Source organism: Streptomyces sp. enrichment culture (assembly GCF_964272895.1).
Classification (GTDB): domain Bacteria; phylum Actinomycetota; class Actinomycetes; order Streptomycetales; family Streptomycetaceae; genus Streptomyces.
In genome coordinates, this window is the sequence record NZ_OZ186832.1 from 3,821,626 (window position 1) to 3,845,226 (window position 23,601).

A 23,601-nucleotide genomic window follows, 5' to 3' on the forward strand; every position below is an offset into this window, starting at 1 on the left:
GCTCCGCTCGCGCTCATTCATGATGTAGCACTACTTCCGCAGCTCGATGACGGTCTTGCCGATGCGGATCGGCGCACCCAGCGGAATCGGTGTGGGGGTCGTCAGCCGGGCTCGGTCGAGGTAGGTGCCGTTCGTGGAGCCGAGGTCCTCGACGATCCACTGGCCGTCGCGGTCCGGGTAGATCCTGGCATGCCGGCTGGAGGCGTAGTCGTCGTCCAGCACGATCGTGCTGTCGTGCGCGCGGCCCAGGGTGATGGTCTGCCCCTGGAGGGCCACGGTCGTACCGGTCAGTGTGCCTTCCGTCACCACCAGCTTGGTGGGGGCGTTACGGCGCCCGCGGCCGCTCGGCGCGGCGGGCTGCTGGCGCTGCTGCGGCGGCGCCTGGCGTGCGGCCTGCTGTGTCCGGCCGGCGTCCCGTCGCGACCCGCGCTGAGTGACGCGCGTTCCGAACAGGTCGCTGCGGATGACCTGCACGGCCACGATCACGAACAGCCACAGTACGGCCAGGAAACCCAGCCGCATGACCGTGAGGGTCAGCTCTGACATTGCCCCCGGATCACCCTTCGGCTTGCCTATAGATAACGGTGGTGCTGCCCACGACGATCCGCGAGCCGTCGCGGAGCGTAGCGCGGGTGGTGTGCTGCCCGTCCACCACGATGCCGTTGGTGGAGCCGAGATCCTGGATCGTCGAGGGCGTTCCGGTCCGGATCTCGCAGTGCCTGCGGCTCACGCCGGGGTCGTCGATCCGCACGTCGGCTTCGGTGCTGCGGCCCAGCACGAGCGTCGGGCGGGAGATCTGATGGCGGGTGCCGTTGATCTCGATCCAGTAGCGGGTGCGGCCGCCGGCCGCGGGTGCGCCGGGGCGCGGGGCGGCGGCGGGCTGCGGGTAGCCGTAGCCGCCGGGCCGGGCGCCGGGCGGCGGGGCCGACGGCATGGGCGGCGCGCCCGCGGGAGGGGCGCCGGGCGCGGCCCCCGGCTGCGGGTAGCCGTAGCCGCCGGGGCGCGGGCCCGCGGCGGGGGCGGGTCCGGCGGGCGGGGCCTGGCTGGTGGAGGAGGCGAGGGTGCGGCTGCGCACCCGGTACAGGCCGGTGTCGAGGTCGTCGGCCTTCTCCAGGTGGACCTTGATCGGGCCCATGAAGGTGTAGCGCTGCTGCTTGGCGTAGTCGCGCACCATGCCGGCGAGCTCGTCGCCGAGCTGCCCGGAGTAGGGGCTGAGCCGCTCGAAGTCGGGTGTGCTCAGCTCCACGATGAAGTCATTGGGTACGACGGTCCGGTCGCGGTTCCAGATGGTGGCGTTGTTGTCGCACTCGCGCTGGAGCGCTCCCGCGATCTCCACGGGCTGGACCTCGGACTTGAACACCTTGGCGAAGGTGCCGTTGACCAGACCTTCGAGACGCTGCTCGAACTTCTTCAGGACTCCCATGGGGCACCTCCTCCGTCGCTGTAGTCCTGCGTACTGCTGGTTCTTACCCGGCTGCTTCTTACTTGGTACTGCTTACTGATCGTATCCACGCACTGCTGGATCGGCTGGTTCCCCCTGGTGAACCGGCTGATCGGTGTCGACGGGTGCCGACGGCTGCCTCCAGGTCGCCGTGCGGGTGCCGACTGGTTGCCGACGCCTGCGACAGTTCCCCCCGCGGACCTCCTTCGAACTCCGCTCGGGCCGCCTGCTGCCATGGATCGTAGAGGCGGCTCCGGACCAGTGTCCCGCACGCGGCTGTGCTCGTGGTCCGGCTCCTGGGAGGACGGGGAGGACCGGTACAGGGTTGATACGTGCCACCGGCTCCGGACGCCCGTGCGGGCCCCCGTCGGGAACGGATGTGAATCCACCCCGTCCAGCGTGCTAATGTTCTGCGTGTCGGAAGGCGCCGGGCCGAAAGGAACGGAGCCGGAGGACACACCCAATGCGCGGGTGGCGGAATAGGCAGACGCGCTGGATTCAGGTTCCAGTGCCCGCAAGGGCGTGGGGGTTCAACTCCCCCCTCGCGCACCAGGGAGCGCCGACGATGTGCTCCTGACGAACCGGCAGACAGGCCCCTCATGACCATGAGGGGCCTGTTTCCGTATGCCTGGGCGCTCTCTCGCCGATCTCCGCCGGGCCGTCGAAATGTGGCCGGTTTCACTCTCGCCGTCCGGCCCGCTCCCTCCACGACGACGTCGTCCGTCCCGCCGCGCGCACGCCGTGCGCAGGGTTGGGGTTATATTGGGGTTACAGCCTCATGGGGCTGGGGAAGTGTGGGACACATGCCAAAGATCAACGTCTACGTTCCCGATGCGCTGGCCGAGCGCATCAAGGCTGTCGGCATCTCGGTCTCTCCGGTCTGTCAACGTGCGTTGGAAGAGGAGGTGCGCCGGATGGAGGCGCAGCAGAAGGCAAGTGCGGAACTGCTTGAGGTCGCGGCCCGGCTCCGGGCCACCCGGCACGACTCGGTGCTGGACGGGGAGAAGGGGGCACGCGGTTACGAGACCGGCCTCGACTGGGCGCGGAACACGGCGACCTACGAGGAACTGTCCGAGATGGCGGGTCTGGGAACGCACGGCTGGACCGTGCTGCCGATCCTCGGACAGCACTCCATGGTGCCCCTCCTGCGCGAGGAGGGCTACCCCCAGGACGCGCACGGCGGCTTCGAGCTGAGCGTCCAGGATCCCTGGGTGCGCGGCATGGTCACCGCGTGCGGTGACGTGTGGCGGGAGGTCGAGCCGGTGATCTGAACCGGCAGGGCCCCGGTGGGCTCGAACGAACCTCGTACGAGACACCAACGGTCGGGTGACCCGCCGTCGCTAGATTCCCTGCCGTCTGGGATCTGCCCCTGCGCACCGACGAAGGGTGATGTCGCGTGATCGAGGACGACGTCGGAGAGTTGATCGCCGCGGCCGGCGGGACCGACGAGACCATCGAGGGCGTCCTGCGGGCCTTCGGACCGGAACGGGCGGTCCGGCTGCTGCTGGAGGAACTCGTCCACCGGGCCGATCTGGAGGATCTCCCGCACGCTCGGGCCGTGGTCCGCTTCGCCTGTCACCTGGGGGAGCGGACCGTCGAGCACCGGATACGCGTCGAGAAGGGCAGCGGGAGCCTGGGCGCCGACGCGGGGGCGGGCGAGCCCGATGTGACCGTCCGCTGCGCGGCCGCCGAACTGGTGCGGGCGGTGTTCGGCCCCACCGGTGCCCGCACCAGTGCCACGCGCCGCGTCGAATGGCACACCACCGACCCGATCGGGCCCCACAACGAGGTCCCGCGCACCGCCTTCGTCGTCCAGCGTCTGCTGCGCGGAACCGCGCCCGGCCGTGAGGACCTCGCCGAACTGGCCCTGCGGTTCGGCAGCGACAAGTGGGGCCTGCACTTCTACACCCCGCTGTACGAACGGCACTTCGCGCCGCTGCGCGACCGCCCGCTCACCGTCCTGGAACTGGGTGTGGGCGGATTCGACGACCCCCGGGCGGGCGGAGGCTCGCTCCAGCTGTGGCGGCGCTACTTCCACCGCGCCCTGATCGCCGGCATCGACATCGCGGAGAAGACCGCGGTGGGCGGCGCCCGGGTGCGCACGTTCCGCGGCAGCCAGGCGGACCCCGACTTCCTGGACGCCGTACTGGAGGAGACCGGACCGCCGGACATCGTCATCGACGACGGCAGCCACCGCTGCGCGGACGTCATCGCGTCCCTGCGCCACCTCTTCCCCCGGCTGCGGCCGGGAGGGCTGTACCTGGTCGAGGACCTGCAGACCTCGTACTGGCCCCGGTACGGCGGCAGCAGCGAGTCGCTGTCCTCGCCGGCCACCAGCATGGGGTTCCTCAAGGAACTCGCCGACGCCGTCAACCACGAGGAGCTCAACGTCCCGCCGTCGGGCACGGTCGCGGACTTCGGCCCCCACGTCGTCGGCGTGCACTTCTACCACAACCTCGGGGTGATCGAGAAAGGCGTCAACCAGGAGGGCACGCTGCCCCCGTGGCATCCGGCGCGGTCCGGATGACCGCTCGCCCACGGCCGCCCCTCGCTCACCGCTCCTCGTCCCGTACCGTCCGCACCGAACGGAAGGCACCGCGATGACCACGTCCGCCCCCGCCCTGCGCATGGCCGAGGACCTCGCCGACACCTACCTCGAACTGATGAAACGCGTCCTGATGCGGTGCGCCGACGGCGAGGTGTTCCTCGCCTCGCCGCCCGACGGCACGGCGAGCCGGGCGCCGTCCATGGAGGAGATGGAGAACGGGGTGGCGATGCACCCCGACGCGGACACCATGATCGGGCGGCCGCGGCTGGACAACGTACAGGCGTGCATCGAGAGCGTGCTGCGCGACGGCGTACCCGGAGACCTCGTCGAGACGGGCGTGTGGCGCGGCGGCACCTGTGTCTTCATGCGGGCCGTGCTCAAGGCGTACGCGGTCCGGGACCGCCGGGTCTGGCTCGCCGACTCCTTCGCCGGATTCCCCCGGCCGGACGCCCGCACCTACCCGATGGACGCCGTCTACGAGCGCTACGCCAGCTTCGCCAAGGGCCTCGGCGAGTCCATCGCGGTCTCCGCGGACGAGGTGCGGGCCCGCTTCCGCGGGTACGGCCTGCTCGACGACCAAGTCCGCTTCCTGGAGGGCTTCTTCGCCGACACCCTGCCGCAGGCGCCGATCGACGAGATCGCCGTCCTGCGCCTGGACGGCGACTACTACCAGTCCACCTGGGAGGCGCTGGAGCACCTCTACCCCCGGCTGAGCCCCGGCGGTTACTGCATCGTGGACGACTACTGGCTCACCACCTGCCGCAAGGCCGTGGACGACTTCCGCGCCAAGCACGGCATCACCGAGCCGGTCGAGATCATCGACTGGACCGGTGTCTACTGGCGCAAGGGGAAGTGAGGGCCGCCATGCACACACGGTGCATTCGCATCCGGCTGCGCCCCGGCACGGCCGACCGGGCCGCCGAGTGGCTGCGGGACTTCGAGCGGCGCAAGGAGGAGTCCCTCGAGGCCATGCGGTACTCCGGGATGGTCTGGGAGAGCGCGTTCCTGGACCGCGGGCCCGAAGGCGACGAGGTGCTGCTGGTGCAGTGCTCGCACGACTTCGAGCGCACGTCGCGGGCCTTCCTCGGCTCCAGCCTGAAGATCGACGTCGAGGCGCGGGCCGTGCTGCAGGAGATCGCCGCGGAGTTCCGTGTGCCGGAGACGCTCGTCCAGCTCGTGGCCGACGATCAGCAGTGGCCCGCGGCGGCGTCCCGAGACATCTCCTAGGGCCTGTCGTCCGGAAAGGCCCTACAGCCGGCGCTCGACGGACTCCGCGAACCTGACCAGCAGTCGGGAGAACTCGCGGACGTCCGCCTCCGGCCAGTCCGCGACGAGTCCGTCGAAGACCTCCTGCTGGAACTCCGTGGACCGGGCGAGCAGCCCCTGGCCGGCCGACGTCAGCCCGAGCACCCGGCGTCGGCTGTCCCGCGCGGAGGGCGTCTGGGTGACGTATCCGCTCTTCACCGCGTCCGAGACCATGCGGCTGGCGGTCGACGGATCCAGCTTCAGCCGCTCGGCCACGGAACCGACCGTGATCTCGTCGTCGGCCGTCGCGGGGTCCCCCACGGCCTGGACGACCAGGATGTGGATCAGCCGGTCCTGCTCCACGGAGCCCGGTTGGCGGCCGAGGATGCGCACCACGCGAAAGAGAGCCGGACCCGAGGCGCGGGTCGGAGAACCGATGTCATCCACGCTGTTCACAACGGGACCGTAACATATTCGTTCAGCACACATGTGAAGGGCCCGGCGCCCGGGGAGAACCGGGCGCCGGGCTCAAGCCGTGGGCTCATGTGTCCAGCAGCTCTTCGATCTGCGGCGCGTACCGGGCGCCCGCCACCTCGGCCGCGGGGAAGCACTCCGCGAGCTCGGCCAGTTCCTCGGGACCCAGCTCCAGCGACACGGCCGCCGCGTTCTCCTCCAGATGGCCGGGGAACTTGGTGCCGGCCAGCGCCACGATGTCCTCCCCCTGGGCCAGGACCCAGGCGATGGCCAGCCGGCCCATCGGTACGCCCAGCCGCTCCGACAGCGCCGCGAGCCGCTTCAGCAGCACGAGATTGCGCTCGATGTTGCCGGGGGCGAAGCGCGGGAAGTTGTGGCGCCAGTCGCCCTCGTCCACCTCGTCCAGCGAGCGCACCGTGCCGGTGAAGAAGCCGCGGCCGAGCGTGCTGTAGGCGACCAGCGGCACGCCCGACTCCCGCTGGGCGTCGAGGATCGGGCCCTCCACATGGCGCTGCCACAGGGAGTACTCCGTGGCCACGGCGGCGATCGGATGGACCGCCTGCGCCCGGCGCAGGGTGGCCGGCGACACCTCGGACAGCATCAGGCCGCGCACCTTGCCGGCCTCCACCAGCTCCCCCAGCGCACCCACCGACTCCTCCACCGGCACCTGCGGGTCCACCCAGCCCAGGCAGTACAGGTCGATGCGGTCCGTGCCCAGCCGGCGCAGCGAGTCGTCGCAGGTGGCGCGCAGGTACTCCGGCGAGCCGTCGAGCATCATGCCGCCCTCGGGGTTGGGGCGGATGCCCGTCTTCACGCAGATCACGGCCTCGTCGCGCCGAGTGCCGAGGGCGCGGCCGAGCCGCTTCTCCCCCTCGCCGCCCGCGTAGAAGTCCGCCGTGTCGATCAGGGTGACGCCGAGGTCCAGGGCGCGCCGGACCGTGGCCTCGCACGTCGCCGGGTCCTCCACGCCGTACCCACCGGACATGCTCAGCGTGCCCAGTCCCAGAGCCGACACCTCGATCCGCGGCCCGTGCGCCGATCCCAGGGTGCGTGTCCTCATCAGCTGTGCTCCTCCCTCGTCCGCCTCGGTTGCGTGATGTGCTCCGCCGCTCTCATCCGGCCGCCCGTTCGCCGACGAGCGACGCCATCTCGGACGGCGACGGCTGCGCGGCCGACTCGGCGGCCAGGGCGAGCGACGCCTTGCGCTGGGGGACGTCCCCCTGAAGGGCCGTCACGGCCTCCCGTATCGCCTCCACCGTCAGGTGCTCCGGCGCGAGCCGCAGACCCGCGCCCGCCTCCGCGATCCGCTCCGCGTTGGCGAACTGGTCCGCGAAGTGCGGCAGCACCAGCTGGGGCACCCCGCTGACGAGCGAGGTCATCGTCGTGCCGGAGCCGCCGTGGTGCACGACCACGTCGCACAGCGGCAGCGTGGCACCGAGCGGCAGCCAGCTCGCCGTGCGGACCTGGCGCGGCAGCCGGGCCCGCTCGCGCAACGCGGCCGCGTCCCGCTCGTCCATCCCGACCACGGCCTCCACGTCCAGCTCGGACAGCGCCTCCAGCACCTTCTCCAGCAGCGACTCCATCCGCCCGTACCGGGGCAGCACGGTGCCCAGCGTGACGCACACACGCGGCCGTTCGGCCGGCCGCAGGGCCCAGTCGGGCAGCTGCGAGGGGCCGTTGTAGGGCACGTACGCCATCGGGTCGCCGACCGGGACGTCGTGGTGCTGGAAGCTGGGCGGGCAGACGTCGACCAGGGCCACCGGCGGTGCGGCGTGCGGTGTGGCCAGCACACGGGTGGCGGGCCGGAACGCCGCCGTCGCGGCGGCCATCAGATCGGGCCGGGGCGCGAGCCCCCAGCGGTGTTCGACCCGCGGCACGCCGAACCGTGTCGCCGCCACCGGGCCGGCCAGCTCCATGGGCTCGGAGACCACGACGTCCGGCCGCCACCGCTCGATCAGCCGCATCAGCCCCGGCAGCGCCAGCTCGGCCAGCCGGGCGAACCCCTGCGCGGTGTCGGCGACGGCTTGGCGGGGGTCGGCGGAGCGGTGCGGCGGGGTGTCCGAGGCGCTGCGCCGGGGGCGCATCACCTGGATCATGTCGTAGGCGTCGGCGCAGGGCACGACCGGCAGACCGGCCCTGGTCACCTCCGGCACCAGGCTGCCCGGCGTCGCCACCAGCACCTCGTGCCCCGCGGACCGCAGGGCCCAGGCCAGCGGCACCATGGGGAAGAAGTGGCCCGCCGCCGGACACGTCGTGAACAGCACCCGGCGCCGGCCGGCTCCGGTGGGGGCATCGGCCCCCCGCGCGGCGGCGCTCACCAGGTCACCCGCAGCCGGCGCACGATGCGGTGCATGCCCGGCAGGAACTCCAGGGCGTCCTCCCCGTCCAGCCGCAGTCCGGGCAGCCGGGCGGACAGCTGCCGCAGCGTCGACTGCAGCAGGGCGCGGGCCAGATGCGAGCCGACGCAGGCGCGGGGGCCGTGGCCGAAGGCGAAGTGCCGCCGGGGCTCGCGGGTGATGTCGAGCGTGTCGGGGCGCTCGTACTGGGCCTCGTCGCGGTTGGCGGACGCGTACAGCACCATGAGCCGGTCGCCCGCGGCGAGCGACTTGCCGCCCAGCTCCACCGGCCGCGTGACCTGGCGGAACAGACCCTGCAGCGGCATGTCGTAGCGCGCCACCTCCTCCACCGCCCGAGCCGCCAGGTCCGGCTGCTCGCACAGCAGGTCCCACTGGTCGCGGTGGTGCAGCAGATGCCATACGGCGGTGCTCACCATGGCCGTGGTGGTGCTCTGGCCCGCGCCGATCAGCCCGACCAGGGACTCCACCACGGTCCGGCGCTCCCGGGCGGTCAGCGGGCCCTCGCCCTCGGCCACCGCCGCCACGACCGCGCTGAACAGGTCGTCGCGCGGCTCTGCCCTGCGCTGCTGCGCGTACCGGTCGAGCAGCCGCTGATAGGCCGCCACCCGGCGGGCGTTGGCCACCTGCTCCTCGGGGCTGAGGCGGGCCGCGGCCGACATCAGCACCGTGAGCGAGTAGCTGCCCTCCACGACCGCGTCCACGTCCTGCGCGGCCAGGCCGAGGACGCGCGCCTTGCCGCGGATGGGCAGCCGGCGGGCCAGGCGGCTCTGCAGATCACCGGGGCCGCCGGCGGCGAACTCCTCGACCAGTTCGGCGACCTGCTCCTCCAGGTGCGGGCGCAGGGCGTTCACCCGTGCCTGGGTGAACGCCTGCTGGATCGGCTTGCGGGCCCTGAGCCGTGCCTCGTCGCCGGGGTTGCCGGCGTCGGCGGGCAGCGGCGGGGTGGACGCCTCGATCTCGGCCGTCGCCTCCGGGGTGAGTTCCTCCAGGGAGCGGAGCACGGCGGCCAGGGAAAAGGTCTCGGGGTCGGCCAGCACCCGCTGGACGTCCCGGAAGCGCGTCACCACCCACGCGCCGAGCCTGGGTGAGTGGAAGACGGGGTCCTCCCGGCGGGCCCGGGCGTAGAAAGCGTAGGGGTCGCCCTGAAGGCGTAGCGGATCGTACTCCTGCCCGAGCACCGGCACGCGGGTCTCGGCCATGTGATCACCTCTCTCTGCGGGCTGGGCCTCTGCGAGGCTTTGCGGGGCTCTGCGGGGCTTCTGCGGGGCTCTGCGGGGTTCGGGCGGGGCTCTGCGGGGTTGCGGGCTGCGGGCCGCCGGTCTTCGGGTCTTGCTGGCCCCCGGTCTTCGGGGGTCCCCGGTCTCCGGGTCTTGCTGGGTCTCTGGTCTTCGGGGCTGCCTGGTTTCCGGGTCTTGCTGGGTTCCCGGTCTTCGGGGCTGCCTGGTTTCCGGGTCTTGCTGGGTCCCCGGCCGTCGGGTCTCCCCGGTTTCCGGGCTCCCTGGGCTCCCCGGCCTTCGGGGCCCCCGGCCTTCGGGGCCCCCGGCCTTCGGGGCCCCCGGTCTCCGGGGCCCGCTGGGGCTCCCCGGTCTCCGGGGCTCACCGGATCGCGCGGGCTCCGGGTTTTTCGGGTCTCTCCGTGTTTCCCCAGGTCCTTCCGGGGGCTCAGCCGGGGGCGGTGGAGGCTCGGAGGGGTCCGTGGCCGCCGCAGAGTCCGCCTCGTACCGGGGCCGATGCTGCGGCGATGCCGTCACCGCTGATTCGAGAGGCGGTCGAAGGCCGGTGTGCCCGGCCGGCCGCCGCGGGGCACAGCGCATTCTCAAACCGTTCCTGATGCCGCGTTCACAGGATGGCCGGTACGACGGCCGACGCCCGGTCGTCACCCCGTCCCGTCGGAGGGAGAGCCATGCCCGAGTCGTCCGCCGTGTCCGAGTCCCGCGCGTTGAGCCCGGAGCCCGTCCACCGCGTCCTGATGGCCTACTGCGGCTCCAAGATGCTGATGAGCGCGGTCGAGCTGGATCTGTTCAGCGTGCTCGCCCAGGACGGTCCCGCCACCGAGGCCGAACTGCGCCGCAAGCTCAATCTGCACCCGCGCTTCGCACGGCACTTCCTGGACTCCCTGGTCGCCCTCGAACTGCTGGAGGCGCACGGCGACCGGTACGCCAACTCCCCGGTCACCGACCACTTCCTGGACCGGGGCAAGCCCACCTGCATCGGCGGATTCGCCGAGATGACCAGCGACACCTTCTACCCGGCCTGGGGCCGGCTGACGAAGGCCCTGCGCACCGGACAGGCCCAGGCGCCCCAGCCGCCCGACGACGCGGACCACCTCTTCCGGGTCAACGCCAAGGAACAGCCCGACCGCGTGCGCCGCTTCATGTCGTCCATGGACTCGCACAGCACCCGCATCGGCGAGGAACTGGCCGCGCTCATCGACTGGTCGGACCGCACCCGCTTCGCGGACCTCGGCGGCGCCCGCGGCAACCTCACCGCGGTCATCGCCAAGGCACATCCGCATCTGCGCGGCATCTGCTTCGACCGGCCGCAGAGCCGCCCCTTCTTCGACGAGCACATCGGACGCCTCGGTCTCGCGGACCGGGTCACCTTCCAGGCGGGCGACTTCTTCGCCGACCCGCTGCCCCAGGCGGACGTCCTGATATACGGCCACGTCCTGCACGACTGGGGCCCGGACAGCCGCCGCATCCTGCTGGAGCGCGCCCACCAGGCACTGCCGGAGGGCGGGCTGCTGGTGATCTACGACCGCATGCTCGACGGCAGCCCGAAGGACCTGTCCAAGCTCATGTACAGCATGACGTTCATGCTCGCCTCGGCCGGGGGCTCCGAGTACAGCGTCGACGAGTGCCGCGACTGGCTGACGGAGGCGGGCTTCACGCAGACCTCCGCCCAGCCGCTGCTGCACGACCACACCGTGGTGATCGCCCGCAAGTGAGGTCCGCGGTCCTGCCTCGCCTGCCCGCCGACACCCGTTCCCGCTCCTTCCTGGAGGCCCCATGCACACCGAAAGGACACCCGTCCTCGTCATCGGCGGCGGTCTGACCGGCCTGTCCGTCGCCGCGTTCCTCGGCTGGCACGGCGTACCGTCCGTGCTCGTCGAGCGGCACGCCGACATCTCGCCGCATCCGAAGGCGCGGGCCATCAACCCCCGCTCCACCGAGCTGTTCCGCTCCATCGGGATGGAGCAGACGGTGTACGCCAACCGCTCGCCCATCGCGGACAACACGGACCTCGTCCACGTGGAGACGCTGGCGGGCCGGGAGCGTGTGCGGATGCCGCGCTCGACCAGCGAGGAGATCAGCGCGCTCAGTCCGGCCGACTGGGCGCTGATCGACCAGAACCGGCTGGAGGCGCTGCTGCGCGACCACGTCCGCGCCGCCGGCTGCGACGTCCGCTACCACACCGAGCTGGCGTCGTTCACCGCCGACGAGGACGGGGTCAGCGTCGAGGTCGTCGACCGCGGCACCCAGCGGCGCGGTGCCATCCGCGCCGACTACGTCATCGCCGCCGACGGCGGGCGCAGCCCGGTGCGCGAACTGCTCGGCATCGCGCAGACCGGGCCCGGCACCCTCTCCCACCTGGTGAGCTTCTTCTTCACCGCCGACCTCACCGAGGCGCTGCGCGGCCGCAGCATCATCGCCTGCTATGTCAACAACCCGTCCGTGGTGGGCACGTTCATGCCGCTGGACAACGACCGGCGGTGGGTCTTCAACGTCTCCTACGACGCCCAGGGCGGGGAGAAGCCGGAGCAGTTCACCCCGGACCGGTGCGCCGAGCTGGTCCGCCTGGGCGTCGGCATCCCCGATCTGCCCGTGAAGATCGACACCACGGACCCGCTGCCCTGGGAGATCGCCGCCCGGGTCGCCGACCGGATGCGCGACGGCCGGGTCCTGCTCGCCGGGGACGCCGCCCATGTGATGCCGCCCACGGGCGCGTTCGGGGCGAGCACCGGTGTCCAGGACGCGCACAACCTGGCCTGGAAGCTCGCCCTGGTGCTGAACGGCTCGGCCGGTCCCGGCCTGCTGGACAGCTACCACGTCGAACGCCACCCCATCGCCCGGCTGATGATGGAGCAGTCCATGCTGCGGTTCAGGATCCGCGAGGGTGAGGACTACGCCGCCGTGGCGGCGGCCATGCTGGACGAGCTGGCCATGGCCTTCGGCTACTACTACCAGCGGGGCGCGTTCGTGACGGCACCGGCCGGCACCGGCCTGCCCGGCGAACCACCGGTGGAGGACCCGCGGCGGCCCAGCGCCGCACCCGGCCACCGCGCGCCGCACGTCGCCCTGCGGCGCGGCACGGACGAGGTGTCCACCCTCGACCTGTTCAGCCGCTCCCTCACCCTGCTCGCCGGCGCCGAGGCGCACGCGTGGACCCGCGCCGCCCGCACCGTCGCCGGTGAACTCGGCGTCGCCGTCGACGTCCACCGCATCGCGCCCGACGGGGAGCTGACGGACCCGTCCGGCGCCTGGGAGGCGAGGTACGGCATCGGGCCGGCCGGCGCCGTCCTGGTCCGGCCCGACGGCTTCGTGGCCTGGCGGTCGAAGGGGGCCGCCGCCACCGGCCCGGAGGCCGAGCTGCGGTCCGCGCTGCGCACCGTACTGGCCCTGGAACCCGTGGACGGGCGGACGGCGGAGGACGCGCGATGACCGAGACGAGCGCACCCCCGGTCGCCGAGGTCTACGTCCCCTTCGCCGACGACGACCCGTACCCGGTGTACGCACGGGCCCGCCGGGAGGAGCCCGTGTTCTTCTCACCGGCGCTCGACGCGTGGGTCGTCACCCGCTACGAGGATGTGCGCACGGTCCTCGGCAACCCCAAGGCGTACTCGCTGGCGACGGTGCCCGACTCGCTGGCCATGCTCTCGCCCGAGGCGTACGCGGAGCTGGCGAAGACCTTCTCCGAAGTGCCCGTCGCCATCCGCGAGGACGCCGTCGACGAGGCCCGCAAGCGGGTGCGCACGCCGATCCTGCGGGCGTTCTCCGGTGAGCGGGCGGTGGCGATGGCGGGCTTCGTGCAGGCGCAGGCCGACCTGCTCGTCGACGGGTTCGAGGAGCGCGGGCACGCCGAGCTGATGACGGAGTTCGCCCGCCAGCTCCCGGTCCGTGTCAAGGCGCCGGTCCTGGGGATCGACGAGGCCGACATCGAGGCGTTCGTCACCGGCACCTCCGACTTCATGGAGCTGCACTCGGTGGCCGCGCAGCTGCCGGTGCCCGACCAGATCGACCGGGCCCGCAAGGTCGTGGGCTACCAGCGGCTGCTGGACTCCTACGCCGAGCGGCGGCGTGCCGAACCGCGCGAGGACCTGTTCAGCGAGCTGGTGGCGGCGATGGCGCCCGGCGACGGGCCGCTCACCGTCGCCCAGCGCAAGGCGCTGGTGGACAGCATGACCGGGCTGATCGCGGCGGGCCACTTCACCAGCACCGCCGCGCTGGGCACGGCCGTGTGGCATCTGCTGTCCCACCGCGACCAGTGGGAGCTGCTGTGCGAGCGGCCGCAGCTGGTGGACGGCGCCATCGAGGAACTGGTCCGCTACGACATGCCGTTGCGCGGCCTGATGAGGCGGGTCACCAAGCCGGTCGAGCTGTCCGGGGTGAAGCTCGGGCCGGGCGACGAGCTGATGGTGGTCTACCAGTCGGCCAACCGGGACGAGACGGTGTACGAACGACCCGATGTGCTGGACATCCAGCGCGCGGACGCCGCCGAGCACTTCGGCTACGGACACGGTTCGCGCTCCTGCGTCGGCGCGGACCTGGGACGGCTGATGCTGCGCACCGCCCTGCTCACGCTGACCGCCCGGCTGCCCGGTCTGCGGCTCGCGGCCGGCCGCGAGGTGCGCTGCATGCCGGGGCTGCACAAGATCGTGCGGGAGCTGCACGTGGAGTGGTGAGCGGGACCGTCCCGCAGCGGCCGGAGCCGGGGCCTCCCGGACTCCGGCCGCGACGACGGGACGGGCGGCGTGGCGGGCCGGTCAGTGCAGCAGCGTCTCCACCGGGGTCGCGCACTGGGCGGACAGGACGCGGTTGCGCAGCCGGGTCAGCCGGGGGGCGGGCGCGGTGCCTAGCTCCGCGCGGATCCGGTGCTGATGGGTCTGGTAGGCCCGCAGGGCCTCACCGCGCCGACCGGAGCGGTGCAGCGCGACCATCAGCTGCGCGGTGAAGCGGTCCTCCAGCGGGAACTCACCGACCAGGCTCTTGAGCTCCCCGATCAGCTCGCGGTGCCGGCCGAGCAGCAGGTCGACGTGGATGCGCAGCTGCATCGCGCGCAGCCACTGGGCGTTGAGGTCGGCGAGGTGCATGTCCAGGTGCGGGCCGGTGGGCACGCCCGCGAAGGCCGGGCCGCGCCACAGGCCGAGCGCCTCGGTCAGCAGCGCGGCGGTGTGCCGGAGCGGTTCGGTCCGCGGGGCCGGCACGGGGTGGGGCGGCCGGACCGGGCGGTCAGGCGCGGGGTGGGGCGGCCGGATTGGGGGGCTGTCGCGCAGCAGGGACCGTGCCGTACCGACGCGGTCCTCGAAGGACAGGGCGTCCACGTCCTGCCAGGGCACGGCCAGCCGGTAGCCGGCGCCTTCGGTGGACAGCCGCCCGGCGCCGGCGGGCAGGAGCTTGCGGAGCTCGTGCACATAGGTGCGGATCGTCGTGTCGGCGGTGGACGGTGGCCCGGCCGGCCACAGTTCGGCGGAGATCGCGCTGAGCGGCAGCACGCTTCCCCGGGCCATCAGCAGGACGACGAGGAGCTGTTGCAGCCGCGGGGCGGAGACGGCTGTGCGCCCGCCCTCTTCGGTCAGCTCAAGCGGTCCGAGGACCAGGAACTGCACGGAAATCCTCCTCCGGAACGGGCGGGACGCGCAGAAGGGTGACGACCGGCGGACGACCTCGCGACCGGCCGGGCCGCCGTCGGACGTCGCCCGCGGATGCCGGCCGGGTGGTGTTCCCGAGGCCGTGGCCGGTCAGCCGGACACCACCCCGGCCGCCGTGAGGACGAGCCCCAGGATCGCGAACACCGTGCGCAGGGCGTGCCAGTTGCGCCAGGCGATACGCGGGTCGTCCCAGTCGTCGGGCACGGTGGTGAGTCGCTTCACGCGCCGGTTGATGGGGACGTTGCGGCTCTGCGAGACCACGGAGACCCCCAGCAGGCAGACAGCCGCCGCGATCAGCGCCGTACGCCGTCCGGTGCTGTCGTTGGTGAAGGCCAGGACCGCCACCATGACGGTGGTGAGCACCACCAGGGGCGGCATCACGCGGTCGAAGTAGCGGCCGAAGAGCCGGTGGGCGTCGACGTATTCGTCCGGCGGCAGCGCGATGAAACCCGGGACCAGACTGATCGCGACGCAGAACAGCACTCCGGCCGTGACGCCGGCGCCGAGCAGCGCTGTGACGCCGATGACGTGCAGCATTTCCGCCGCCTTCCGTGGGGGACAGGGACGTGGGTCGGTCGAGCGGATCGAGCCTCGCAGCTCTGTGTCCGGCACCGGACCAGGAATGTTCGAGAAAGGGTTGACACGTGCCCTGCCGGTCTCCACCCGTCCTCGACACCCGGCTGACGGCCCCGGCACATCGTGTGACGGACCACGTACGCACACCCCATCGGAAGGGCCCGAGCGTGTATCGAACCCTCATCGTCGCGCGGATGGATCCCGGTGACGCCGGCGCCGTCGCCGACGCCTTCGCCCGATCCGACCGGACCGAGCTGCCCGCCATGCTCGGGGTGCGGAGCCGGGCGCTGTTCCGCTTCCACGACCTGTACTTCCACCTGGTGGAGTCCCGCGACGAGCTGGCCGCGCCGCTCGCCCGGGTCCGCGAGCACCCGCTGTTCGCCTCCCTCAACGGCGAACTGGCCCAGTACATCTCTCCCTACTCCCCCCAGTGGCGGGAGCCCCGTGACGCGATGGCCGAGTGCTTCTACTCCTGGGAACCCGAGGCCACCGCACGAAAGGCGGCGCAGGCATGACGACGCACGGGACGAGTCCGGCCCGGGTCAGTACCTCGGACATCCCCGCGGACCGGCGCCGCGGCGCCGACCTCCGGGTCCTGCTGAGCCCCCGCACCGTGGGCTCGACCAAGGGGATGCTCGGGGTCGTGGCGCTGCGGCCCGGCGAGTTCGTCAGCGAGCACTACCACCCGTACTCGGAGGAGTTCCTGTACGTCGTCGAGGGCGAGGTGGTCGTCCGGCTGGACGGCGAGCCGGTGGCGCTCGCCGCCGGCGACTCGCTGCTGGTGCCCGTCGGCGTGCGCCACCGGGTGCAGAACGACGGCGGCGCCGCGGCCCGCGTCGTCTTCGCGCTCAGCGGGCTGGCCCCGCGCCCCGACCTGGGCCACGTCGACACCGAGCGGCGGCCCGGCGACGCCGGGGGCGAGCAGTGACGCGACGTGCCGTGGTCACCGGGATCGGCGTGGTGTCGGCCGGGGCCGTGGGAGCCAAGGCGTTCTGGTCCCTGCTCACCGACGGCCGCACCGCCACCCGGCCCATCACCCTGTTCGACGCCGCAGGCTTCCGCTCCCGGATCGCGGGGGAGTGCGACTTCGACCCCGAGGCGAGCGGCCTGACCGCGCGGGAGGCCCGCGACCTGGACCGCGCCGCACAGTTCGCCGTGGTCTCGGCCCGCGAGGCGATGGCCGACTCCGGGCTGGAGCCCGGCCGGCCGGACCCCGGCCGCTGGGCGGTGTCCCTCGGCAGCGCCGTCGGCTGCACCATGAGCCTGGAACGGGAGTACGTGAACGTCAGCGGCTCCGGCGACGCCTGGCTGGTGGACCACCGGTCGGCGCACGCGCAGCTGCACAGCTACCTGGTGCCCAGCAGCCTCGCCCGTGACGTGGCCCTGCAGGCCGCCGCGGAGGGGCCGGTCACGCTGGTGTCGAACGGCTGCACCTCCGGCCTGGACGCCGTGCGGCACGGTGCCCGGCTCATCGAGGAGGGCACGGCGGACGTCGCCCTGGCCGGCGCCACCGACGCGCCCATCTCCCCGATCACCGTCGCCTGCTTCGACGCGATCAAGGCGACCTCGCCCAACAACGAGGACGCCGCCCACGCCAGTCGCCCCTTCGACCTGCACCGGGACGGCTTCGTGCTCGGCGAGGGCGCGGCCGTCCTGGTGCTGGAGGAGCGGCAGGCGGCCCGGCGGCGCGGTGCCCGGATCTATGCCGAGGTCGCCGGGTACGGCTCGCGTGCCAACGCCTACCACATGACCGGACTCAAGCCGGACGGCCGCGAGATGGCGGAGGCCATCCGGGTCGCCCTGGACCGGGCGCGGCTCGCCCCGGACGCCATCGACTACGTCAACGCCCACGGCTCGGGCACCCGGCAGAACGACCGCCACGAGACCAGCGCGTTCAAACGCAGCCTGGGCGAGCACGCGTACCGGGTGCCGGTCAGCTCGATCAAGTCGATGATCGGGCACTCGCTGGGAGCGATCGGCTCGCTGGAGGTCGCCGCCTGCGCCCTGGCCATCCACCACGACGTCGTGCCGCCCACCGCGAACCTGCACCACCCGGATCCCGAATGCGACCTCGACTATGTGCCGCTGACCGCCCGTGAGCTGCCCGTCGAGGCGGTGCTCAGTGTGGGCAGCGGATTCGGCGGCTTCCAGAGCGCCCTGGTGCTGACCGCGCCGGGGGCCGAGCGATGACCGCGACGGCTGCGGTGGCGACCGGTTCCGAGACGGTCGGCGCGGGCAGCTCCGAGACGGTCATCACGGGCATCGGCGTCCTGGCCCCCACCGGCCTGGACACCGACTCGTTCTGGCAGGCCACGCTGCGCGGCGAGACCGCGATCGCGCCGGTCCGCCGGTTCGACGCGAGCCGCTATCCGGTGCGGCTCGCGGGCGAGTTGCCGCCGTTCCCCCTCGCCGAGCGGGTCCCGCGCCGGCTGCTGCCGCAGACCGACGTATGGACGCAGCACGGCCTGGCCGCGGTGCGCGAGGCCCTCGCCGACGCCGTGCTGGAGACGTCCTCCGTCCCGGAGTACGACTTCGCCGTCGCCACCGCGAGCTCGGCCGGCGGCGTGGAGTTCGGGCAGCGGGAGATCGAGAACCTGTGGGCCAAGGGCCCCCGGCACGTGGGGGCGTACCAGTCGATCGCCTGGTTCTACGCCGCCACCACCGGCCAGACCTCCATCCTCCACGGGCTGCGCGGCATCTGCGACACCGTCGTCGCGGAGGCGGCCGGCGGGCTGGACGCGTTCGCCGGGGCCCGGCGCGCCGTGGAGGACGGGGCCGCCGCCGTGGTCTGCGGCGCCACCGACTCCCCGCTGAGCCCCTACGGGCTGGTGTGCCAGTGGACGAGCGGCCGGCTCAGCGAAGGCACGGACCCGGCCGGCGCCTATCTGCCCTTCACCGCGCAGGCGCGCGGATACGTCCCCGGCGAGGGCGGCGCGATGTTCGTCGCGGAGGACCGCTCGGCCGCCCTGCGCCGCGGGGCGCCCCGCCTGTACGGGCGGATCGCCGGGCATGCCGCGACGTTCTCCCCGCCACCGGGCTCGGGCCGCCCGTCCACCCTGCGGCGGGCCGTCGAGGCGGCACTGGACCGGGCGGGCCTCGGCCCCGAGCAGGTGGACGTGGTGTACGCCGACGCGCTCGGCGTGCCCGACGCCGACCGGGAGGAGGCGCGCGCCCTGTGCGAGGTGTTCGGACCGCACGCGGTGCCGGTCACCGCGCCCAAGGCGGGCATCGGGCGGCTCTCCTGCGGCGGCTCGGCGCTGGACGTGGCGACGGCGCTGCTGAGCATGCGGGACGGGACGATCCCGCCCACACCGAACGTCCCCCGGGCCGCGCAGGAGTACCGGCTGGACCTGGTGGTGGGCGCCGCGCGGAAGACCCCCGTACGCCACGCGCTGGTCCTGGCGCGCGGATACGGCGGCTTCAACTCGGCCCTGGTGCTGAGCGCACCGCAACGGCAGGACACAGCAGAGGAGGCACGAGCATGAGCGCCCACACCGAGAACACGGTGACCATCGACGCGCCGCTGGACCTCGTCTGGGAGATGACCAACGACGTCGCCTCCTGGCCCGAGCTGTTCAGCGAGTACGCGTCCGCCGAGATCCTGGCCCGCGAGGGGGACACCGTCCGCTTCCGGCTCACCACCCGCCCCGACCCCGACGGCACGTCCTGGAGCTGGGTGTCGGAACGCACGGCGGACCCGGCGACCAGGACCGTGCGCGCCCATCGCGTGGAGACCGGCGCCTTCGCCTACATGTGGATCTTCTGGCAGTACCGCGCCACGGACGAGGGCACCGAGCTGCGCTGGGTGCAGGACTTCGAGATGAAACCGGACGCGCCGCTCGACGACGCCGGGATGCGCGAGCGGATCAACCGCAACTCGGCCGTCCAGATGCGGCGGATCAAGGAACGCGTGGAGCAGCGAGCACTGACCCGCACCGCCGACTGAGCCCTTCGGAGGCACCCATGGACGTCATGACGCACGGCACATTGCGCGGAAAGAAGGCCCTGGTCACCGGGGGCACCCGGGGCATCGGCCGCGCCATCTCGCTGGCCCTCGCCCACGAGGGCGCCGCGGTCACCGCCTGCTACCAGCAGGACCAGGAGGCGGCGGCCGCGCTGGAGCGGGAGCTGAAGCAGACCGGAACCGGCGATCACACCACACTCCAGGCCGACCTCGGCGCCCCGGACGCGGTGCGCCGGCTGATCGAGACCTATCAGGAACGCCACTCGGGCATCGACGTCCTGGTCCACAACGCCGGGGCGATCAGCCACGTACCCGTCGAGCGGCTCGACCAGGCGGAGTGGCAGCGGATCCTCGACGTCAACCTGACGGCCGCCTTCCTGCTGGTGCAGCAGGCGCTGCCGCTGCTCGGCCCCACCGCGTCCGTGGTCCTCGTCGGGTCCAAGGTCGCCCACGTCGGCGTGCCGCTGCGGGCGCACTACACCGCGGCCAAGGCGGGGCTGACCGGCCTGGCGCGCAGCCTGTGCAAGGAACTGGGCCCGCGCGGCATCCGGGTCAACGTCGTGGCCCCCGGCGTCACGGAGTCGCCGGCCGCCGACCGGCTGAGCCCCGAGCAGCGGGCCCGCTACGCGTCCATGTCCGCGCTGCGCCGCCTCGGCACCCCCGAGGACGTGGCGGCCGCGGTCGCCTTCCTGGCCGGTGACGCCGCGGGCTACATCACCGGGGAGACCCTGCACGTGGACGGTGGGATGTGACCCCCGAGGGCGGCGCCGGCGTCCGGGTGCTGGTCTGGTACCGGGAGCCGCGGGACGATCCGGCGGCCCTGTACCGGGCCTTCGAGGAGGCGGAGCGGGCGATGCGGTCCACTCCGGGGCTGATCCGCAGCGAGCTGCTGTGCTCGGTCGTGCACCCCGGAAGCGTCGCCGTGCACAGCGAGTGGACCGGCCTGGACGCCTTCCTCGCCTGGGAGCGGGGGCCCGACCACCGGCGGGACACGGCACCGCTGCGGCCCTACCAGGACACCGGGCGCGACCGGGTCTACGACGTGTACACGGTGACCGGCAAACCGGGGGACGGGACGGCGGGATGAAGGCCCTGGTGCTCTCCGGCGGCGCCGGCACCCGCCTGCGGCCGATCACCCACACGTACGCCAAACAGCTGGTGCCCGTCGCCAACCGGCCGGTGCTGTTCTACGGCCTGGAGGCGATCGCCGAGGCGGGCATCACCGAGGTGGGAGTGGTCGTCGGCGGCAACGGCGACGAGATCCGGGCGGCCGTCGGCGACGGCTCCCGCTTCGGGGTGCGCGTCACCTACCTCCCCCAGGAGCGCCCGCTCGGCCTCGCCCACGCCGTGCTCGTCGCCCGGGACTTCCTCGGCGAGGAGCCCTTCGTGATGTACCTGGGTGACAACTTCCTGGTCGGTGGCATCACCGGGCTGGTCGAGGGGTTCGCCGCGAGCCGCTCCGACGCCCATGTCCTGCTCACCCGGGTCGGCGACCCGTCCGCCTTCGGGGTCGCCGAACTCGACGGGCGCGGAGCGGTGGTGCGGCTGGAGGAGAAGCCGGAGCGGCCCAGGAGCGACCTCGCCCTGGTCGGCGTCTACCTCTTCGGCCCCGCCGTGCACCGTGCCGTACGCGCCGTCCGGCCCTCGCACCGAGGCGAACTGGAGATCACCGACGCCATCCAGTGGCTGATCGACAACGGCCACGACGTGCGGTCCACGACGGTGTCCGGCTACTGGAAGGACACGGGCAACGTCGACGACATGCTGGAGGTGAACCGGACCGTCCTGGAGTCCTTGACGCCGGGTGTCGCCGGGGAGGTGGACGAGGCGAGCGAACTCGTCGGCCGGGTGCGGATCGAGCGGGGCGCCCGGGTGTCGGGCTCACGGATCGTCGGTCCGGCGGTCATCGGCTCCGGCACCTGGATCAGGGACTCCTACGTCGGTCCCTTCACCTCCGTGGCGGAGGACTGCCGGATCACCACCAGCGAGATCGAGTTCTCCATCGTGCTGCGCGACTCCCGGCTGTCCGGGGTGCGCCGCGTGCACTCCTCGCTCATCGGCCGAAGCGTCACGCTGACGGCGGCGCCCAGACCCCCGGACGCCCACCGCTTCGTGCTGGGCGATCACAGTGAGGTGCAGATTCCCACATGAGCACACATCGCCCCAGGCCCGCGGGAGGCCGCTTCCGGCCCACCCGCAGGGTGCTCGTGACCGGAGGAGCCGGGTTCATCGGCTCGCACTACGTCCGCAGCCTCCTCGGTGCCCGGGCGGGGCGGGGCGCCGAGGAGCCCCGGAGCGCCGGGGACACCGCGGTCACCGTGCTGGACAAGCTGACCTACGCGGGGGTCCTCGCCAACCTGGACGCCGTGCGGGGCCATCCGGGCTTCACCTTCGTGCGCGGTGACGTGTGCGACGAGTCGCTGGTCGGCGGCCTCGTCGCCGCGCACGACGAGGTGGTGCACTTCGCCGCCGAGTCGCATGTGGACCGCTCGATCGAGGCGGCCGGCGACTTCGTACGCACCAACGTCCTGGGCACCCAGGTGCTGCTGGAGGCGGCCGTCCGGCACCGGACCGAGCTGTTCGTGCAGATCTCCACCGACGAGGTGTACGGCTCGGTGGCGCACGGCTCCTGGCGGGAGGACGCCCCGCTCGCCCCGAACTCGCCCTACGCCGCCTCCAAGGCCGCTGCCGACCTGCTGGCCCTGGCCCACCACCGGACGCACGGCCTGGACGTGCGCATCACCCGCTGCTCCAACAACTACGGCCCCGGCCACTTCCCGGAGAAGCTCATCCCCCGGTTCGTCACCCGGCTGCTGGACGGTCTCACCGTCCCCCTGTACGGCGACGGAGAGCACGTCCGCGACTGGCTGCACGTGGAGGACCATGTGCGGGGGATCGAACTCGTCCGCCGCCGTGGACGCGCGGGCGAGGTCTACCACATCGGCGGCGGCACCGAGTTGAGCAACAGGGAGCTGACCGGCAGGCTGCTCGCGCTGGTGGGCGCGGACTGGGACCGGGTGGAGCGGGTCGAGGACCGCAAGGGCCACGACCGCCGCTACTCCCTCGACTGGGCCAAGGCACGCCGGGAACTGGGCTACCGGCCCCGCCGGGACTTCGCCGAGGGGCTGGCGGAGACCGTCGCCTGGTACCGGGAGCACCGGTCGTGGTGGGAGCCCCTGGTCGGCGCGGCGGCGACCCGGTGACCGGCCCGCGCCGCCCGTGGCTGGTCACCGGAGCCGGCGGGACGCTGGGGCACGACGTGGTGGCCGCGCTGGCGGCGGAGCCGGTCGTGGCACTGGACCGGCGGGCGCTGGACGTCACCGACGCGGACGCCGTGCGGGAGGCGGTCGCCGCGTACCGGCCCGCCGTGGTGGTCAACTGCGCCGCCTGGACCGCCGTGGACGAGGCCGAGGCCCGGGAGGCGGCGGCCCGGCGGGTCAACGCGGACGGCGCCCGGTACCTGGCGGCGGCCTGCGCCCGCGGCGGGGCCACACTGCTGCACGTCTCGACCGACTACGTCTTCTCCGGCGACGCGAACGCCCCCTACCCCGAGGACCATCCGACCGGGCCGCGCACCGCCTACGGCCGCACCAAGCTCGCGGGCGAGCACGCCGTGCGGGAACTGCTGCCGCGTACCGGACTGGTGGTGCGCACCGCCTGGCTGTACGGCGCGGTCGGCCACAGCTTCGTGCGCACCATGATCCGCCGGGCCGCCGAGGAGGGGCCCGTCGCGGTGGTGTGCGACCAGCGGGGCCAGCCGACCTGGAGCGCCGATCTGGCCGGTCTGCTGACTGGACTCGGCCGGGCCGCCCGGCACGGCGCCGCTCCGCCCGGCGTGTACCACGGCACCAACGGCGGCGAGGCCAGCTGGTACGAGCTGGCGCGGGAGGTGTTCCGGCTGCTCGGCGCCGATCCGGGGCGCGTCAGACCGATACGGTCCGCGGAGCTGGGGCAGAGGGCACCGCGCCCCGCGTACAGCGTGCTGGCGCACGACGGCTGGCGGCGGGCGGGCCTCGGCCCCCCGCGGCACTGGCGTGAGGCGCTGGCCCGGGCACTGCCTTCGCTGCTGCGGCGAGCGTGACGCCTCGGGGCGGGCGGCCGGTGTCCTCGGCCGCCCGCCCCGAGGCG

General features: G+C 73.0%; 25 protein-coding genes and 1 tRNA gene. 18 read left to right on the forward strand and 8 right to left on the reverse strand.

Going from position 1 to position 23,601, the window contains the following annotated elements:
* Positions 1 to 30 precede the first annotated feature (30 nt).
* Together ACSU6M_RS17290 and ACSU6M_RS17295 are read right to left on the reverse strand one after the other, a co-directional pair.
* Complete coding sequence (locus tag ACSU6M_RS17290) at positions 31 to 546, reverse strand: FHA domain-containing protein FhaB/FipA (RefSeq protein ID WP_437070623.1); 516 nt, start codon at positions 544 to 546, stop codon at positions 31 to 33.
* A gap of 10 nt (positions 547 to 556) precedes the next feature.
* Positions 557 to 1,423, reverse strand: a complete 867-nt coding sequence (locus ACSU6M_RS17295) for an FhaA domain-containing protein (RefSeq protein ID WP_437070624.1) — start codon at positions 1,421 to 1,423, stop codon at positions 557 to 559.
* A 483-nt stretch (positions 1,424 to 1,906) separates the two neighbouring features.
* Here ACSU6M_RS17295 and ACSU6M_RS17300 point away from each other — a divergent pair.
* The 5 genes from ACSU6M_RS17300 (at position 1,907) to ACSU6M_RS17320 (ending at position 5,216) form a co-directional block, all read left to right on the forward strand.
* Positions 1,907 to 1,993 (forward strand) — tRNA-Leu (locus ACSU6M_RS17300).
* 251 nt (positions 1,994 to 2,244) lie between these two features.
* The gene (locus ACSU6M_RS17305) at positions 2,245 to 2,712 is read left to right on the forward strand and encodes a type II toxin-antitoxin system CcdA family antitoxin (RefSeq protein ID WP_437070626.1); all 468 of its coding nucleotides are present in this window, start codon (positions 2,245 to 2,247) and stop codon (positions 2,710 to 2,712) included.
* A gap of 125 nt (positions 2,713 to 2,837) precedes the next feature.
* On the forward strand, positions 2,838 to 3,968 hold the full coding sequence (locus ACSU6M_RS17310) for a hypothetical protein (protein WP_437070627.1): 1,131 nt from the start codon (positions 2,838 to 2,840) through the stop codon (positions 3,966 to 3,968).
* A 73-nt stretch (positions 3,969 to 4,041) separates the two neighbouring features.
* Positions 4,042 to 4,845, forward strand: a complete 804-nt coding sequence (locus ACSU6M_RS17315) for a TylF/MycF/NovP-related O-methyltransferase (RefSeq protein ID WP_437070628.1) — start codon at positions 4,042 to 4,044, stop codon at positions 4,843 to 4,845.
* An 8-nt stretch (positions 4,846 to 4,853) separates the two neighbouring features.
* Complete coding sequence (locus ACSU6M_RS17320) at positions 4,854 to 5,216, forward strand: DUF6176 family protein (RefSeq protein ID WP_437070629.1); 363 nt, start codon at positions 4,854 to 4,856, stop codon at positions 5,214 to 5,216.
* A gap of 21 nt (positions 5,217 to 5,237) precedes the next feature.
* Here ACSU6M_RS17320 and ACSU6M_RS17325 read toward each other — a convergent pair whose 3' ends face one another.
* The 4 genes from ACSU6M_RS17325 to ACSU6M_RS17340 all read right to left on the reverse strand — a co-directional run bounded on the left by ACSU6M_RS17325 (position 5,238) and on the right by ACSU6M_RS17340 (position 9,264).
* Positions 5,238 to 5,690 (reverse strand): MarR family winged helix-turn-helix transcriptional regulator, encoded by a 453-nt coding sequence (locus tag ACSU6M_RS17325; protein WP_437070631.1) that lies wholly within the window; start codon positions 5,688 to 5,690, stop codon positions 5,238 to 5,240.
* A gap of 85 nt (positions 5,691 to 5,775) precedes the next feature.
* Positions 5,776 to 6,768: an aldo/keto reductase gene (locus tag ACSU6M_RS17330; protein ID WP_437070632.1), complete on the reverse strand. Its 993-nt coding sequence runs from the start codon at positions 6,766 to 6,768 to the stop codon at positions 5,776 to 5,778.
* 52 nt (positions 6,769 to 6,820) lie between these two features.
* Positions 6,821 to 8,026 (reverse strand): nucleotide disphospho-sugar-binding domain-containing protein, encoded by a 1,206-nt coding sequence (locus tag ACSU6M_RS17335; RefSeq protein ID WP_437070633.1) that lies wholly within the window; start codon positions 8,024 to 8,026, stop codon positions 6,821 to 6,823.
* Positions 8,023 to 9,264, reverse strand: a complete 1,242-nt coding sequence (locus ACSU6M_RS17340; protein ID WP_437070634.1) for a cytochrome P450 — start codon at positions 9,262 to 9,264, stop codon at positions 8,023 to 8,025. The genes ACSU6M_RS17335 and ACSU6M_RS17340 overlap by 4 nt, the downstream gene beginning before the upstream one ends.
* A 704-nt stretch (positions 9,265 to 9,968) precedes the next feature.
* Between ACSU6M_RS17340 and ACSU6M_RS17345 the strand changes: the two genes are divergently transcribed.
* The 3 genes from ACSU6M_RS17345 to ACSU6M_RS17355 all read left to right on the forward strand — a co-directional run bounded on the left by ACSU6M_RS17345 (position 9,969) and on the right by ACSU6M_RS17355 (position 13,967).
* The gene (locus tag ACSU6M_RS17345; RefSeq protein ID WP_437070635.1) at positions 9,969 to 11,012 is read left to right on the forward strand and encodes a methyltransferase; all 1,044 of its coding nucleotides are present in this window, start codon (positions 9,969 to 9,971) and stop codon (positions 11,010 to 11,012) included.
* Positions 11,013 to 11,073: 61 nt separating this feature from the next.
* Positions 11,074 to 12,726 carry an FAD-dependent monooxygenase gene (locus tag ACSU6M_RS17350; protein ID WP_437070636.1) on the forward strand — a complete coding sequence of 551 codons (1,653 nt, stop codon included), beginning with the start codon at positions 11,074 to 11,076 and terminating at the stop codon, positions 12,724 to 12,726.
* Positions 12,723 to 13,967 carry a cytochrome P450 gene (locus ACSU6M_RS17355; RefSeq protein WP_437070637.1) on the forward strand — a complete coding sequence of 415 codons (1,245 nt, stop codon included), beginning with the start codon at positions 12,723 to 12,725 and terminating at the stop codon, positions 13,965 to 13,967. Before ACSU6M_RS17350 ends, ACSU6M_RS17355 begins: the two co-directional genes overlap by 4 nt.
* An 81-nt stretch (positions 13,968 to 14,048) precedes the next feature.
* On the opposite strand, the gene ACSU6M_RS17360 is transcribed toward ACSU6M_RS17355, so the two are convergent.
* Together ACSU6M_RS17360 and ACSU6M_RS17365 are read right to left on the reverse strand one after the other, a co-directional pair.
* Positions 14,049 to 14,891, reverse strand: a complete 843-nt coding sequence (locus tag ACSU6M_RS17360) for an AfsR/SARP family transcriptional regulator (protein WP_437070638.1) — start codon at positions 14,889 to 14,891, stop codon at positions 14,049 to 14,051.
* 132 nt (positions 14,892 to 15,023) lie between these two features.
* Entirely contained in the window at positions 15,024 to 15,470 is a 447-nt protein-coding gene (locus ACSU6M_RS17365) for a DUF1772 domain-containing protein (protein ID WP_437070639.1), read from the reverse strand.
* Positions 15,471 to 15,676: 206 nt separating this feature from the next.
* Between ACSU6M_RS17365 and ACSU6M_RS17370 the strand changes: the two genes are divergently transcribed.
* From ACSU6M_RS17370 to rfbD, 10 genes are read left to right on the forward strand one after another with little or no spacing between them, the layout of a single operon-like run.
* Positions 15,677 to 16,024, forward strand: coding sequence for a TcmI family type II polyketide cyclase (locus tag ACSU6M_RS17370; protein ID WP_437070640.1), 348 nt, complete (start codon positions 15,677 to 15,679; stop codon positions 16,022 to 16,024).
* Positions 16,021 to 16,437 (forward strand): cupin domain-containing protein, encoded by a 417-nt coding sequence (locus ACSU6M_RS17375; protein ID WP_437070641.1) that lies wholly within the window; start codon positions 16,021 to 16,023, stop codon positions 16,435 to 16,437. Before ACSU6M_RS17370 ends, ACSU6M_RS17375 begins: the two co-directional genes overlap by 4 nt.
* A complete protein-coding gene (locus tag ACSU6M_RS17380; protein WP_437070643.1) occupies positions 16,434 to 17,699 on the forward strand; it encodes a beta-ketoacyl-[acyl-carrier-protein] synthase family protein in 1,266 nt (421 codons plus the stop codon). The genes ACSU6M_RS17375 and ACSU6M_RS17380 overlap by 4 nt, the downstream gene beginning before the upstream one ends.
* Positions 17,696 to 18,994, forward strand: coding sequence for a ketosynthase chain-length factor (locus ACSU6M_RS17385; protein ID WP_437070644.1), 1,299 nt, complete (start codon positions 17,696 to 17,698; stop codon positions 18,992 to 18,994). Before ACSU6M_RS17380 ends, ACSU6M_RS17385 begins: the two co-directional genes overlap by 4 nt.
* On the forward strand, positions 18,991 to 19,455 hold the full coding sequence (locus ACSU6M_RS17390) for an SRPBCC family protein (protein WP_437070645.1): 465 nt from the start codon (positions 18,991 to 18,993) through the stop codon (positions 19,453 to 19,455). Before ACSU6M_RS17385 ends, ACSU6M_RS17390 begins: the two co-directional genes overlap by 4 nt.
* A 17-nt stretch (positions 19,456 to 19,472) precedes the next feature.
* A complete protein-coding gene (locus ACSU6M_RS17395; RefSeq protein WP_437070646.1) occupies positions 19,473 to 20,225 on the forward strand; it encodes an SDR family NAD(P)-dependent oxidoreductase in 753 nt (250 codons plus the stop codon).
* On the forward strand, positions 20,222 to 20,560 hold the full coding sequence (locus ACSU6M_RS17400) for an antibiotic biosynthesis monooxygenase family protein (protein WP_437070647.1): 339 nt from the start codon (positions 20,222 to 20,224) through the stop codon (positions 20,558 to 20,560). The genes ACSU6M_RS17395 and ACSU6M_RS17400 overlap by 4 nt, the downstream gene beginning before the upstream one ends.
* Positions 20,557 to 21,624 (forward strand): glucose-1-phosphate thymidylyltransferase, encoded by a 1,068-nt coding sequence (locus ACSU6M_RS17405; RefSeq protein ID WP_437070648.1) that lies wholly within the window; start codon positions 20,557 to 20,559, stop codon positions 21,622 to 21,624. The genes ACSU6M_RS17400 and ACSU6M_RS17405 overlap by 4 nt, the downstream gene beginning before the upstream one ends.
* Positions 21,621 to 22,676, forward strand: a complete 1,056-nt coding sequence (rfbB, locus tag ACSU6M_RS17410; protein WP_437070649.1) for a dTDP-glucose 4,6-dehydratase — start codon at positions 21,621 to 21,623, stop codon at positions 22,674 to 22,676. Before ACSU6M_RS17405 ends, rfbB begins: the two co-directional genes overlap by 4 nt.
* The gene (rfbD, locus tag ACSU6M_RS17415; protein WP_437070650.1) at positions 22,637 to 23,554 is read left to right on the forward strand and encodes a dTDP-4-dehydrorhamnose reductase; all 918 of its coding nucleotides are present in this window, start codon (positions 22,637 to 22,639) and stop codon (positions 23,552 to 23,554) included. Before rfbB ends, rfbD begins: the two co-directional genes overlap by 40 nt.
* The last annotated feature ends 47 nt before the right edge of the window (positions 23,555 to 23,601 follow it).